We start from the raw sequence: 13,184 nt of genomic DNA on the forward strand, positions 1-13,184 counted from the left end.
CTGCGCCGGACGCGCGGTATGCACGGGAAAAAGCCGGACTGGCGGGTGCATGCCGTTCGGTTTAGAGCGTAGGCATTGGGAGCCCGCATCGCCACCTGCGAACATTGGGAGGGTGCCGGTCAGGGATCCGTGGACATCGCTGCGTTCATGCGCGGACAGATGACCGATAATGGCGGCTAATATCAAACGATGAATGACCAACTACGGGTGCGAGGTATGGCAGGGCGAAAACAGACAACCGGAAAGAAGCCGTTGCTGCAGCCGGACAATCGGGGACCCCGCACGACCAAGCGGGGAGATCAGGTGGCCGAGCTCATCAAGAGCTGGATTACCGATGGCAAGGTGCGCCCGGGCGTGCGGTTGAGCAAGGAAGCCGAGCTTCAGGAGATGTTCAACGTCAGCCGGGGCTCGATGCGGGAGGCTCTCAAGGCGCTGGAAGTGCAGGGCCTGGTGAGCCTGAGCACGGGACCGGACGGAGGCGCGACGATCACGCGTGTGCCACTTGCGCGCGCCTTCCAGTCGCTACAGAACTATCTGTTCTTCGAGAGCATCAGTCTTGAGGACCTCTACGCCGTGCGCCGCGTGCTTGAACCGCTCCTCGCTGCAGGAGCGGTAGAGCATCTGACCGACGCGGACCTCAAGGCGCTGGAGCGTAGTGTTGAGGTATGCGAGCCGTTTGTCGCAAGCCTTGAGAGCGCGCTTGACCAGCGCCATGAGGACATCCACTTTCATGATGTGCTGGCGGCGGCCAATCCCAACGCATTCCTTCGCTGCGTGTGCCTGATCATCAACCAGATGCTTCACAGTCTCGTCATCGTGGCGGGCAACGTAACGCAGAAGGATTATCAGGCGTTCGGGCGACAGACCGTGGCTGCCCACAGTGCAATTCTGGATGCCGCCAGACGGCGCGATAGTGGTGCGGTTGAACAGCTCATGGCGGCGCACATGGAAGAAGCTGAAGGGCAGTTACGCAAGGTGCACGCGGCGCTGAAGCAGAAGCTGGTGCTGGATTCAGACCTGGATCTGCACGCGGGTAAAAAGAGACCATCCTGATGCAGCCCCGGCCCTGCGGGCAGGGGGCGGGAAATCGCCCGTGTTGGCCCGGCCTCAGGGCATTGCGCGGCCCGCCAGTGAGGACGTAAGCGTGCGTGTCATTTCGGACAGCGGGGCGCACCCGAACGCGAGTTCGAGCAGGTGGCTCGCCCACAGCACGAGTGCGTCCGCATGACGGCCCCCGACGATCTGTATGCCGATAGGCAGTCCTTCCGAAGTCGTGCCGGCGTAGAGGCTTGCTGCGGGAAGTCCGAGCTGGTTACACCAGGCAGTGAAATACGGGAAGAGTACTTCGCCGGGCGGGAGTTCCGTGAGACGCATGGCCACGCGCGGGTACACGGGGCAGATGACAAGATCGTACCGTTCAAAGAAGGCATTGACTGCGGCACCCAGCTCGCCCCGTTCGATCAGCGCGCCAAGTAGTGCGTGACGCGATATCCCGGCGCCTGCGTCGGCGTAGGCCAGCAACGAGGCGTCAAGTGCGGCGCCACCGTCCGCCATGCCCTCGGTGAGCTGGCGGCAGCATGCGGGCCAGAGCGTCGAGTGGACTGCGTTGCAGCGCTCGATTCCCGGGGGATCCTCGGACTGGACGCGGGCGCCCAGCTGGCGGAGGATGTCGGCCGCCCGCATGACGGCGTCGTGAACGTCCGCTTCGGGTGTGACGGAAAGGCCCAGCGCAGGACTGCAGGCAATACGGACGCCGCCAGGGACGAGCTGGCATTTGAGGCCGGTTTCGTAGTTATTGTCTTCGAATGGCAGCGCATACCAGTCGCGGCTGTCCGGGCGGCTGATTACGGTCAGGATCCGCGCGGCATCGGTCACGCAGCGCGTCACAGGGCCGACGTGACTCAACAGTCCGAACGGTCCGCGCGGAGCATGGGGGACGCGTCCGAAGCTGGGCTTGAAGCCGAACGTGCCAGTGAAGGCAGCGGGAATCCGGATGGAGCCACCGCCGTCAGTGCCGATCGCGGCTGGTGCCATGCCAAGCGAGACCGCGGCTGCGGCGCCGCCACTGCTGCCGCCAGGTGTGCGTTCCGGATCCCAGGGATTGCGCGTAACACCCGTAAGTGGACTGTCGGTGACGATCTTGTGGGCGAAATCGGGCAGGGTTGTCTTGGCGAAGCAGACCGCCCCCGACTCGCGAAGCCTCGCCACGCACGGGCTGTCGTGTGGTGCTGGCGCGTCGTCAGTGACGCGCGAGCCATATCGGGTGGCAAGGCCCGATACGGCGACGTTGTCCTTGATACTGACGGGCACACCATCCAGGGGGCCGAGCGGACTTTTGCGCTGCCATCGTGCCTCGGATGCGCGGGCCATGTCGAGTGCATCCCCGGCAATCTGGCAGAAGGCATTCACTGCCGGGTCGATCTGCTCAATGCGGTGGAGTACGGCTTCCATGACTTCGACCGGCGAGGCACTTTTCGCCTCGTAGAGTACGTGCAGTTCCCGCACAGTCAGCTCGCAGAGTTCGCTCCCCATTTCACCCCCCTTATTAATCATCACAAATAGACCATAGGCGCGGCCTGAAATTGTGTCAAGGACAAGTGTTCAGCAAAAATAATAGGGTAAACGAGCAGCAAAATGACGTTGACACTCAAATTCTACAAACGTAAATTTATGCTCATAAATTGGCGATGCGAGATGGACGTCGATGAAATCGGTAGTCTCGGCCTTTGTCGTGACGAGATTTTGTCGGCCGTTTGATGGAGGCGGGGTGCGGGGATGTTGCGTAGCGGTGTGCAGGTGCCGTGCTGTAAGCCTTGAACCCGGTATAGCAAAAGTATGCTGCGAGGGCTCAGGAAATCTTAGTTTATTCCTGTGCGATTAACTCGGCGCTGGCGAGGAGGGTCTTTTTCTTTTCCTTGCTTAGCCGCCCCGCAATCGCAAGCAGGCTCGCGATCAGGTCGTCTTCCTCGTAAAGGAAGCCGGTAGGCACGAGCAGCGCCCGCGCCAGGCGCTGGCTGGTCTGTATGGCAGGGGTATGTTTGCCCTTCTCGTACTGGTTCACGCGGGCGCTGGCGGAGAATTCATCAATGCCCGCCTGAATACCAAGCTGCTCTTGGGTCAGCCCCGAGCGTAAGCGCGCCTGCTTCAGGCGTCTGGGGAAGACTGCAAGTGTTGTCGTTTCACGCGGCATCCGGCGAGTTTCCCGGATTCGCTTGAGCATGTTGCTAAGTAATTCTTAGTCAGTGAGCTAAAAATTACTTTGTTTTTCGAACTGTGGAAGGGCCTTGTGCCAGTGTTTCAGCGTTGACGAGGAGAATTTTCTTCTTTTCCCTTGTGAACCTGGCAGCTGTCACGAGAAGGGCGGCGAGCAGGTCGTCCTCCTCATAGAGGAAAGAAGTCGGGACGTGCAAGGCTTTGGCCAGGCGCTGTCCGACCAGGAGATGCGGTAGGTGTTTGCCTCTCTCGTATTGGTTGATGCGGGCGCTCGCGGAAAATTCGTCGATCCCCGCATGGATGCCGAGTTGTTCCTGTGTCAGGCCGGAGCGCAACCGCGCCTGTTTCAGGCGTCTGGCAAAAACGAAGGATGTCGCGTCAGTACCCGGCATCCTGCAAGTTTTATGTAATTTCTTGCTATTTTTACTAAGTATCTCTTAGTTTATTAACTAAAGGATACTTAGGTTGGAGAGGAGAGAAAGACGCCCGTAGAGGGGAAATCCTCCATTTGCGTCGGCTCCGACGTGCGACCGGCACCAGCAAACGTGCAGACCTGGACTTACGGTAATGACGATAACCCTGAACATCCTCAGTTATGTGAGCATTCTGGTACTGGTGGCGCTTGGCCTTGCCATCGTATTCGGCATGATGGACATCGTGAACCTCGCACATGCCGAGTGGGTCACGATCGGTGCGTACACGCTTGCAGCCGTACAGGCAGTCGCAGGGAGGCAGGCGTTCTGGGTCGCCCTGGTGGCAGCGCCAGCAGTCGGGGCATTGCTTGGATGGTGTCTGGAGCGCTTCATCATCCGGCTGCTCTACGACCGGCCACTGGACACACTGCTTGCGACCTATGCGGTCAGCCTCATCGTACAGAAGGCGCTGGAGCTTATCTTCGGCACCCAGCCGATGCTGGTATATGCCCCGTTCGACGGCTCGATCCCCGTGCCGGGCGGCAGCTATCCGGCGTACCGGATCTTCGTGATCGGTGTGGCGCTGACTGTGACTGCCGGATGCTGGCTGGTTTTCGCCCGTACGCGCTTCGGCACGCAACTGCGTGCAGTGATCCAGCATCCGGCGATGGCCGAAGCAGTCGGCATCGATACCCGTCGTTTGAACCGGATCGCGTTCTGCGCGGGCGCTGCGCTCGCGTCGCTCGCCGGGGTGCTCGTCTCCCCGATGGTGTCGGTGGAGTCCCACCTCGGCGTTGCCTATCTCGCCAAGGCGTTCTTCGTGATTGTGCTGGGTGGCATCGGCTCCATCGCGGGCAGCATTCTGGGCAGCGCCGTTATCGGTACGGCGGAGACGCTACTGAGCTATCGCCTCGATCCCTCTTTCTCATCAGCCCTCGTGCTGATTCTCTCGATCATCGTGATCCGGTTCAGGCCGCAGGGGCTCGTTCCAGGATTCAGTGCTGCCCATCAGATTCTCGGAAAAGGATAAGCGCATGTCTCGAAAATATGCAGGCCGGGCGCACCTGTGGCTGTCGCAACCGCCCATCGGGCGGAAGGACATCGCGCCTGTGATGTTGTGGGGAGTCGCGGTGGCAGTCGTCGTGATCCTGCCGTTGTGTACCGGGCCGTACCTGCTCTCAACCATCCGCGACGCGCTGGTCATGGGGCTTCTCGCGCTGAGCTTTGCGTTCCTGTGGGGGCGGGCGGGCGTACTGACGCTGGGGCACACGACCTTCCTCGGTCTGGGCGCCTACGGCTTCGCTGTGGCGACCGTGCAGTTTGGACAGACACCGGTGACGGGGCTGGCTGCCGGCATGCTCTGCGCCGCTGCGGTCGCGGCCATCGTAGGTTACTTCCTGCTCTTCGCGGGAGTCCGGCTGCACTTTTTCGCGATCATCAGCATGGCCGTGCTGATTGTCATGCAGCAGCTCGCCACGAGCTGGCAGTCGGTAACAGGCGGTGACGCGGGCATTCTGGGCATCCCCGGTCTGTCGGTGGGTTTGGCCGGTCACGGATTCGATCTTGGCGGCCCGTGGGCGTCCTGGTACGCCGTGGCCGGTGTTCTCCTTGCCGCGACTGGCCTGATCTGGCTCGTATGTCGCAGCCGGTACGGCAGGGTGCTGACTGCCATTGCGAGCAACGAATGGCGGGCAAAGGCGTGTGGGTACCACACGTCGTTTCATCTGCTGCTGGTTTTCGTCGTTTCGGCGGTACTGGCCGCTATCGCCGGCTGTCTGATGGCTGCATGCTCGGGCGTCGTCGCGCCCGACGTATTCTCGCCGCTGCTCGCTACCGAGGTCATTCTCTGGGTGGCCATCGGTGGGAGAGGGACGACCGGCGGTCCCGTCATCGCCGCCATTGTGCTGACGCTTCTGAAGCAGATGGTCTCCAGCTACAGCACGGACGGCTGGCCCCTGATTCTCGGCGCCCTGTTTCTTGCCTGCGTGCTCTTCATGCCGAACGGCCTGCGCGTTGGCGGGGGCATGGCAGCCGCGCGCCGTATCTGTCGCGAGCGCCAGGGAAGGCTGCAACTGCGCCGCGCGGGGCGCGCGCAGGGAGGACGGTGATGAGCGCGGAATTCCTGAAGGGAACAGGGTTATGTCGCGCGTTCGGTGGAATCAACGCCGTTGCGGATGTGAACGTGGCGATCGGACCTCGCGACCTCCTGTGCGTGATTGGTCCGAACGGCGCCGGCAAAAGCACGCTGGTCGGCCTGCTCTCGGGCGCGATCGCGCCGGGCGCGGGTGAGCTGTATCTCGACGGCGAGCGGATGACTGGCCGGCCGATGCACCAGTTCTGCCGGCGCGGTGTGGTGCGCAAGTTCCAGGGCACCAACACGTTCCTCACGATGAGCGTGCGCGATAACCTGGTGGTGGCGGGGCTTGGCGTCGCCGCTTACCGGGGGGCGCGCATGCCCGACCCCGATGCAGTGCTGGAGGAGGTCGGCCTGTCCGGGCAGGGCGGCGAGCTCACCATGCATCTGTCCCATGGTGAGCGTCAGTGGCTGGAAGTTGGCATGGCGATGATGTGCCAGCCGGCACTCCTGCTGCTTGATGAACCCGCTGCCGGGCTGTCGGCGAATGATGCACAGAGGCTCGTGTGCCTCATTCACAAGCTGCGCGAGCGGTGCGCGGTCCTCGCCATCGAACATGACCTGAGCTTCGTGCGGTCACTCCAGTGCGAGACGTGGGTGATGCACCGGGGGAAGGTGGTGCGACAGGGCTCCTACACCGACATCGCGGACGACGAGGAAATCCGGCGGATCTATCTGGGACGGGGGGCGACGCATGCTACACATTGAGAATCTGTCCGCTGGATACGGCGATGTGGACGTGATTCACCAGTTCACGCTGGACGTGCTGCCTAACGAGGTCGTGGGCGTGCTCGGATGCAACGGGGCGGGCAAGACGACGCTGGTGAAGGCGATCATGGGACTGCTTCCGCGTGTGAGTGGAAAGGTGACCTTTCTCGGGAAGCCGGTGGCAGGCCTGCGTACGCACGAGATTGCGCGACGCGGCATCGGCCTCGTGCCCCAGGGGCGCTGGATCTTTCCGAAGCTCACCGTGCGCGAGAACCTGATGATGGGCACGCAGGCCGCCGGCAGAGCGGACATCCTCGACGAGGTGTTCGATTACTTTCCGGTACTCGGGTCACGCCTCGCGCAGCAGGGTGGCACCCTCTCGGGCGGCGAGCAGCAGGTTCTCGCAATCGCACGCGCCCTGTGTGGCCGCCCCAGGCTGCTCTTGCTCGATGAACCCTCTGACGGGGTGCAGCCCAATCTGGTTGAACGGATCGGGGAGGTCATCCCCGAACTCTGCCGCCGCTCGCAGCTCGCGGTGCTCCTTGTCGAGCAGAACCTCGATCTGGTCCTGCAAAGCGCGCAGCGATGCATCGTGATCAGGAACGGCCGGCTCGTTCACGCGGGCGCCGTTGAAGCACAACAGGGCGCGGCGGGCATACACCCGCTCTCGCGTTATCTCGCACCGGCGACGGATTGTGCGCCGGATTCCAGTCTCGAAAAGATCCAGTGAGAACCCGCATGAACCGTCGTGACTTCTCCCGAACACTCCTGCTTGGCGCGGCCGGCACGCTTGCTGCATCCGTGGTCTCACCGTTCGCCCGCGCGGCCGCGCCGCTGAAGATCGGCCTGCTCGCACCGCTCAGCGGCCCTCTGACACGGGTAGGTCAGACGAACCGGAACTGCGCAGCGCTCGCCATCGACGAGATCAACGCTGCAGGGGGGCTGCTCGGGCGGCCGCTAGAGCTGAGCGTCGAGGATACGCAGATGTCGACTGCGGTGACGCTCCAGAAGGCGCGGCAGCTTTTCATACGCGACGAGGTCGCGATGATCACGGGCATGGTCCTGCCGTCCGAGCGTGAAGCCGCCCTGCAGGCCGCAAGGGCAGCCGGCAAGCTGGTTGTCTATCCGAACTTCGACGAGGGGCGATGCGATGCCCAGCTACTCACGACAGGGCTGGCCGCGAGCCAGAGAGTCGAACCGCTGGTTGCATGGCTCATGCGTGATGGAGCACGCACCGTCTGCGCCGTGGTGTCGGACATCGGCAGCAACCGCAAAGTGCTGGTACCGCAACTGCAGGCTGCGGTGGCACGCCATGGCGGACGGTTTCTTGAGGTCTACTGGCTGCCGTTCGGTACGCGCGATTATGGCGCGGTGCTGCAGCGTGTCGCCAGCCTGAGTCCGCAGATTGTGTGGCACAGCATCGGCGACGATCCGGTTACCTTCGTCAAGCAGTACCGCTCATTTGCGATGAAGCCGCAACTCGTATCGGACATCGCGCACGAGTCGCTGTCGATTGCGACCACCGGTGCGTCGACGGGCACGATTGGCGTGTCGTCGTACTTCATGAGCATCGGTAACGCCGAAAACCACGATTTCCTCAGCCGCTATACCGCGCATTACGCGGCTGCGCGTGATCCCCGCCTGGGCCAGTATGCAGTGGTCCTGCCGCATGGGGAGAACACGTATGCGGGCATCCGCCTTTTCGCACAGGCGGTTCGTGTGGCTGGCAGCGTCGACGCCGGTCGTGTCAAGGCCGCGTTGCCGGGCGTGTCAGTAGCGCTTCCACGCGGCAAGACGGGCGTGAGCCGCGATGGCGGTCACGTGCTCTGCCAGACGCGGATTGGCCAGGCGCTTGCCGACAACAGCTTCTCGATTCTTGAGTCGACCGGCCCCGTCATGCCCGTCTGCGAAGGGTAGGCGCAGTACTTCTGCGCTCTGTTTTCCGGGATTTCATCCTGAATTTTCGATTAGGACTACATAGTGAATGACGTGGTCATGCTGGATGCGAGTCAACTCATAGCCAGTTTCCGGCAGCGCAAGCTGTCCCCGGTCGAGGTCCTGTGCGCAGTACTGGATCGACTTACGAAGCTCAATCCGCTCGTCAACGGGCTGTGTGGCCTCGATGAGGAGGGCGCGTTATCAGCCGCGAACGAGTCTGAGCGCCGGTGGATGCACGGAGCGCCGTGCGGTTTGCTCGACGGTGTGCCGGTCTCCGTCAAGGACCTTGTCGCGGTTGCGGGTTTGCCGACACGGCACGGTTCCTGGACGTCGTCACCGCAACGCGAGAATGCGGATGCGCTGGCGGTTGCGCGGCTGCGCCACTCGGGCGCGATCCTGTTTGGCAAGACGACGACCTCCGAGTTCGGTAACAAGATCGTCACCGACTGTCCGCTAACGGGTGTCACCCGCAATCCATGGGATACGCGGCTCTCGCCGGGCGGTAGCAGTGGCGGGTCCGCGGTGTCGGTCGCGCTCGGGATGGGTCCGCTCTCGCTTGCGACGGACGGTGGAGGCTCGATCCGTATTCCCGCGTGCTGGAGCGGTGTGGTCGGCTTCAAACCCTCCTTCGGGCTGGTGCCGGCCGGCGCCGCGTCATCCTGGACGGCCCTGTCCACGCTCGGGCCGATCGCGCGCAACGTGCACGATGCCGCGCTCATGCTCAGTGTGATGACGCATGAGGGCATCGACCGGCATTCAGGCATTGCCGGCAGTCCGGATTATTGCGCGGGGCTTGATGATGGTATCGCCGGCCTTCGCATCGGGTACTGCGCGGCACCGGCCGGCGTGCGCATCGAGCCGGCCATCGAAGCGTGCGTCAGGCAGGCGGTCAGCCTCCTGGAGGCGCTTGGTGCACGGGTTGTCGAAAGCGATGTGAGGTCACTTGCGGAGCATTACGGCGATGGTCGCATGCATTCGATCCAGTGGTCAGTGTTTTTCGCGCAGCGCGTCCGTCATATGGAGGCGGCGTACCGGAGACTGCTCGACCCCGACCTCAAGGCGCTTGCCGACGCCGGCGAACAGGTGGATACCGCCACGTTCGCCGACGCACTGCTTGCACGTCATGCACTCACAACGGCGATGGAGACATTTTTTCAGTGCCATGACCTGCTGCTCACGCCGACGTTTCACTGCGGGCCGCCGCCGGTACCGGGCCTGCCTGCCGGTCTGCGCACGGCGCCCGCGCTGACTGCGTGGTGCAACCAGACCGGGCTGCCGGCGGTGAGTGTGCCCTGTGGTTTCGCCGAGGGGCTGCCAACTGGCGTGCAGATCATCGGCCGGCGGGGAAGCGACGCCCTGGTTCTGCGGGCAGCGCGCGCGTATGAACGGGCGAGGGGCGCTTTCCCGGCACCGGGGGCAGCGCTGGAGTGCCCGGCCGGCGGGATGGAGGCGCAGCCATGAGCACACAGGTCACGAGGGTGATTGTCCACCTTGTCGAGCGATACGCAGAACTGGGGGTGCGGGTCGTGCCGCCGCATCGTCAGGTCGTCGCGGCTGCCGTACTGAACGTTGCGGACGCGGGCACCGACTGCGGACTTGACGCGCTTTACGCGACCGGGGCCGAGCTCGGAGCCCTGCTCACCGGGCGCGCACTGCAGGTCCTGGGTTGTGCGTCAACCGACGTGCAGGGCTACGGAAAGGGGGCGCTGGTGGGCACCGGCGTGCCGCTGGAGTGTGGCGCGGCGCTGCTTCATCCGCGCCTGGGCAAGGCGGTGCGTGAATGCCTGCCCGGTGCGAGCACGATCATGCCGTCGGTGACGAAACGTGGCGCGGCCGGTGCCTGTCTGGACATTCCCCTGCACGGGATCGCCGACATGTGGAGTTTCGACCATCTCGACACGGTTTCCCTGTCGGTCCCGGATTCGCCCGGCCCGGACGAGGTGCTGGTGGCCGTCGCGCTGGCGGAGCGCGGCAGGCCGCTCGCACGCGTCAGGCCCGGCTGAGACCACGTTGGGGCCGATCTGGTGAAAGGTGAAACCGCGGGACACAACATTTAAACGAACGGAGGAGAACGCATGCATACGGATTTTCGGGGAAAATGGCTGAAAGGTGTTACAGCGCTCGCGCTGTGCGCATTGACTGGGGCCGTGCACGCGCAGTCGTCTGTTTCTCTCTACGGGCTCGCCGATGCATTCGCGGGGATGGTACGCACGCCGGGTGCAACGGGCAAGGCATGGGAGGTCGGCTCGGGCGGGATGACGACGTCATACTGGGGCATGTCGGGCGCGGAGGATCTGGGCGATGGCCTGAAGGCGGTCTTCACGCTTGAAAGCTTTTACCGCATCAATGGTGGCCAGACGGGTTCCTTCGACGGGCAGTCGTTCTTCGGGCGCAGGGCATTCGTCGGTCTCAGCGGGCATTTTGGTCAACTGACGCTCGGGCGCAATGATTCGCTGCTGTTCGTGTCCACGTTGCTGTTCAATCCGTTTGGCAATTCGTTCGTGTTCTCGCCCATGGTGGTCCACACTTTCCTGGGCTCCGCGATGGGCGCCGCCTCGGTCCAAAGCGACACGGCAATCGACGACTCGATCGTGTACCAGACACCGGAGGTCGGCGGCCTCTCGGGAAGTCTGCTCTACAGTAACGCAGGCATCGCGGGACATGCGGGACAGGCCAACTACAGTGCGAACGCGCTGTTTTTTGCCGGACCCTTCTCAGCTACGGCCGCAGTCCAGAGCCTGCACACGGCGTCGCTGTTTCTGAATGGCGCGGCGGAGCAGACCGCATGGCTCGTCGGTGGCGCGTACCGGCTTGACGCGGTCAAGCTCTATTTCCAGTACGAACGGGTGGATAACAATAACGAGGTGACTGACGATACCGCACAGGTGGGTGCGAGTGCGCAGGTCGGGACCGGCAGCGTGCTGGTGTCATGGGCCGGCACGCACCGGCGCCCGGCAGAGGGCAGTGACATCCGCTGGTCGACGGTGGCGCTCGGCTACGACTATCCGCTCTCGAAGCGCACGGACGTGTATGCGGCATGGCGTTACGATACGATAACGAGCGTGTCGTCAGGCAACAGCGTCGGTGCCGGTATCAGGATGAAGTTCTAGCGCAGGCGGCCTTGACCATCTCGCGATGTAGTGAGGGCAACCGGAAGTGTGATGAAGCTATGGGTCGTTACGGGAACAGGATCGCGGCGAAGTGGCGGGTGCTGTGGATTACGTGAAGCACGTCGATGCGCCGCTCTGTCTCGACGACGCGGTAGAAAATCTGGTCATTGCCATCCACCCGATGTCGCACCCCCCAGGTGTTCATGCCGGAGTATGAGCGGAAACGCGAATGGGAGTTTCGCAAGGCCCACGCAGCGCTCGCGCACGAAGCTCAGCGCGCGGTGCGGATTGTCCAGCGCGATGTAGTCGCCGATCTGCTCAAGGTCATGTTCAGCTTCTCTCGTCAGGACGATGATCACTTCGACCGCTTCGCGAGCGACTGGTATTTCGCTTCCAGTCTGTCGAAAACGTCTCCGGCCGGCTTCGTCCGGCCGTTGTCTGCGTCTTCAACACTGCGGAAGATCGAGGCGTCGAGCGCGGCGAGCTGCGTTTCACGGTCCTGGATGAGCCGCACGCCTTCGCGAAGCACCTCGCTGCGGTGCGCCTTCCGCGAAGCCCGACCAGCCGGCCCGTCGGGAGATCCCGTCGATAAGACGGGTTTGGCTGACGGGCGCAACCGCTGCTTGAATGCCCTTGTGTTCCGGCCGTCTCGAGCCGGCGTCATTCTGGGGGCAAGCCATGTCCAGCAAACAAAACGAACCGATCGTGATCCTGCGTCGCCGGCAGGTCGAGGCGAGGACGGGGCTGTCACGGTCGACTATCTACCGGCGCATGCAGGACGGCACGTTTCCGCCGGCGATACCGCTGGGCGGCCGGATGGTCGGGTGGCGGGCTGCCGACATCGAGCAGTTTCTCGCGAATCCCGCGCGCTACCGGGCGCCGTCGCCGGAGCGCCAGGACAATGCGGCGTCGAGCTCATGAGCCGCGACCTTGCTGCGGCGCCATTCGCCCATCGCCTCGAGAACTGGGGAAACGCATCGCGTGGCGTCTACGATCCGGTCGATGCGGCACGCGTGACGAACGCCTGGCTGACGCTGCATCCACGGCACCGGGAAATGCTGAGGATGGTCTATCTCTGGCATGCGCGGCGCGAGGTTGTCTGCCGGCGACTGCGCATACCGCGCGGGCCGGCGCAACGCTTCGACCTGGAACTCGCGGCGGCACGCTCGGCACTGGCGCAGGCACTTGCTGGCGGTAACCAGGAAATTAACACCAGCGGGCTGCCGCCAGCAGGAGACCAATGATGCGCGCGAGCCTCCTTGCGAACCGTGATTGTCCGGCCGGCGTTTCAGTGATGGGTGTCGTCGGCCGGTGCTAACGTCGGTGTTGAGGCTCCCGCGCACGAAATTTTTTGGGAACACGAGGGAGTTGGCGGGAACACGTCGGTAAATGAACAAGCGTGGGGGCGTCTCCGGCCGCTTGCATTGCGCCTTGTGCTGACCTAGATTGAAGCCAACAACCTGATCCGGTCAACGTGCGAAGCACGACCGAGTACGCGTTAGCGGCCCCGAAGTACCGAAGTCACTGCGATGACGTTCACGTGGTGTGCCGCAAGCCATTCCCAAGCCTGCATCCGCAGGCTTTTCTGTTTTCTGGCCCGGATGGAACGATCCCCCGTTGAGCCCGCAGTCAGCCTTGCTGGCATCGCGGGTTCTTTTTTCGTCGCCT

General features: G+C 63.4%; 16 protein-coding genes. 11 read left to right on the forward strand and 5 right to left on the reverse strand.

The window, feature by feature from the left end:
- Positions 1-216: 216 nt before the first annotated feature.
- Positions 217-1,053 carry a FadR/GntR family transcriptional regulator gene (locus tag LPA34_RS19980; RefSeq protein ID WP_228981507.1) on the forward strand — a complete coding sequence of 279 codons (837 nt, stop codon included), beginning with the start codon at positions 217-219 and terminating at the stop codon, positions 1,051-1,053.
- A 54-nt stretch (positions 1,054-1,107) separates the two neighbouring features.
- Here the strand turns inward: LPA34_RS19980 and LPA34_RS19985 are convergent, their stop codons facing one another.
- The 3 genes from LPA34_RS19985 to LPA34_RS19995 form a co-directional block, all read right to left on the reverse strand.
- Positions 1,108-2,532 (reverse strand): amidase family protein, encoded by a 1,425-nt coding sequence (locus tag LPA34_RS19985; protein ID WP_228981409.1) that lies wholly within the window; start codon positions 2,530-2,532, stop codon positions 1,108-1,110.
- A gap of 331 nt (positions 2,533-2,863) precedes the next feature.
- A complete protein-coding gene (locus LPA34_RS19990; RefSeq protein ID WP_228981509.1) occupies positions 2,864-3,190 on the reverse strand; it encodes a helix-turn-helix domain-containing protein in 327 nt (108 codons plus the stop codon).
- A gap of 64 nt (positions 3,191-3,254) precedes the next feature.
- Positions 3,255-3,605: a helix-turn-helix domain-containing protein gene (locus tag LPA34_RS19995; protein ID WP_228981411.1), complete on the reverse strand. Its 351-nt coding sequence runs from the start codon at positions 3,603-3,605 to the stop codon at positions 3,255-3,257.
- Positions 3,606-3,780: 175 nt separating this feature from the next.
- Between LPA34_RS19995 and urtB the strand changes: the two genes are divergently transcribed.
- The 8 genes from urtB (at position 3,781) to LPA34_RS20035 (ending at position 11,516) form a co-directional block, all read left to right on the forward strand.
- The gene (gene urtB / locus LPA34_RS20000) at positions 3,781-4,656 is read left to right on the forward strand and encodes an urea ABC transporter permease subunit UrtB (RefSeq protein WP_228981413.1); all 876 of its coding nucleotides are present in this window, start codon (positions 3,781-3,783) and stop codon (positions 4,654-4,656) included.
- 4 nt (positions 4,657-4,660) lie between these two features.
- Entirely contained in the window at positions 4,661-5,734 is a 1,074-nt protein-coding gene (locus LPA34_RS20005; RefSeq protein ID WP_228981415.1) for a branched-chain amino acid ABC transporter permease, read from the forward strand.
- Positions 5,734-6,468 carry an ABC transporter ATP-binding protein gene (locus LPA34_RS20010; RefSeq protein WP_228981417.1) on the forward strand — a complete coding sequence of 245 codons (735 nt, stop codon included), beginning with the start codon at positions 5,734-5,736 and terminating at the stop codon, positions 6,466-6,468. Before LPA34_RS20005 ends, LPA34_RS20010 begins: the two co-directional genes overlap by 1 nt.
- Positions 6,455-7,198, forward strand: a complete 744-nt coding sequence (locus LPA34_RS20015; protein ID WP_228981420.1) for an ABC transporter ATP-binding protein — start codon at positions 6,455-6,457, stop codon at positions 7,196-7,198. Before LPA34_RS20010 ends, LPA34_RS20015 begins: the two co-directional genes overlap by 14 nt.
- Positions 7,199-7,206: 8 nt before the next feature.
- Positions 7,207-8,385, forward strand: coding sequence for an ABC transporter substrate-binding protein (locus LPA34_RS20020; RefSeq protein WP_228981422.1), 1,179 nt, complete (start codon positions 7,207-7,209; stop codon positions 8,383-8,385).
- 63 nt (positions 8,386-8,448) lie between these two features.
- A complete protein-coding gene (locus LPA34_RS20025) occupies positions 8,449-9,867 on the forward strand; it encodes an amidase family protein (protein WP_228981423.1) in 1,419 nt (472 codons plus the stop codon).
- Positions 9,864-10,409, forward strand: a complete 546-nt coding sequence (locus LPA34_RS20030; RefSeq protein WP_228981425.1) for an amino acid synthesis family protein — start codon at positions 9,864-9,866, stop codon at positions 10,407-10,409. Before LPA34_RS20025 ends, LPA34_RS20030 begins: the two co-directional genes overlap by 4 nt.
- Positions 10,410-10,481: 72 nt before the next feature.
- Positions 10,482-11,516: a porin gene (locus LPA34_RS20035; protein ID WP_228981427.1), complete on the forward strand. Its 1,035-nt coding sequence runs from the start codon at positions 10,482-10,484 to the stop codon at positions 11,514-11,516.
- Positions 11,517-11,680: 164 nt separating this feature from the next.
- Here the strand turns inward: LPA34_RS20035 and LPA34_RS20040 are convergent, their stop codons facing one another.
- Together LPA34_RS20040 and LPA34_RS27000 are read right to left on the reverse strand one after the other, a co-directional pair.
- Positions 11,681-11,875 carry a type II toxin-antitoxin system RelE/ParE family toxin gene (locus LPA34_RS20040; RefSeq protein WP_324251760.1) on the reverse strand — a complete coding sequence of 65 codons (195 nt, stop codon included), beginning with the start codon at positions 11,873-11,875 and terminating at the stop codon, positions 11,681-11,683.
- On the reverse strand, positions 11,872-12,180 hold the full coding sequence (locus tag LPA34_RS27000) for a ribbon-helix-helix domain-containing protein (RefSeq protein ID WP_324251761.1): 309 nt from the start codon (positions 12,178-12,180) through the stop codon (positions 11,872-11,874). Before LPA34_RS27000 ends, LPA34_RS20040 begins: the two co-directional genes overlap by 4 nt.
- A 14-nt stretch (positions 12,181-12,194) precedes the next feature.
- Between LPA34_RS27000 and LPA34_RS20050 the strand changes: the two genes are divergently transcribed.
- Both LPA34_RS20050 and LPA34_RS20055 read left to right on the forward strand, forming a co-directional pair.
- The gene (locus LPA34_RS20050; RefSeq protein ID WP_228981429.1) at positions 12,195-12,437 is read left to right on the forward strand and encodes a helix-turn-helix transcriptional regulator; all 243 of its coding nucleotides are present in this window, start codon (positions 12,195-12,197) and stop codon (positions 12,435-12,437) included.
- On the forward strand, positions 12,434-12,760 hold the full coding sequence (locus LPA34_RS20055) for a hypothetical protein (protein WP_228981431.1): 327 nt from the start codon (positions 12,434-12,436) through the stop codon (positions 12,758-12,760). Before LPA34_RS20050 ends, LPA34_RS20055 begins: the two co-directional genes overlap by 4 nt.
- The last annotated feature ends 424 nt before the right edge of the window (positions 12,761-13,184 follow it).

The sequence above is a fragment of the Paraburkholderia gardini genome (genome assembly GCF_907164575.1).
Classification (GTDB): domain Bacteria; phylum Pseudomonadota; class Gammaproteobacteria; order Burkholderiales; family Burkholderiaceae; genus Paraburkholderia; species Paraburkholderia gardini.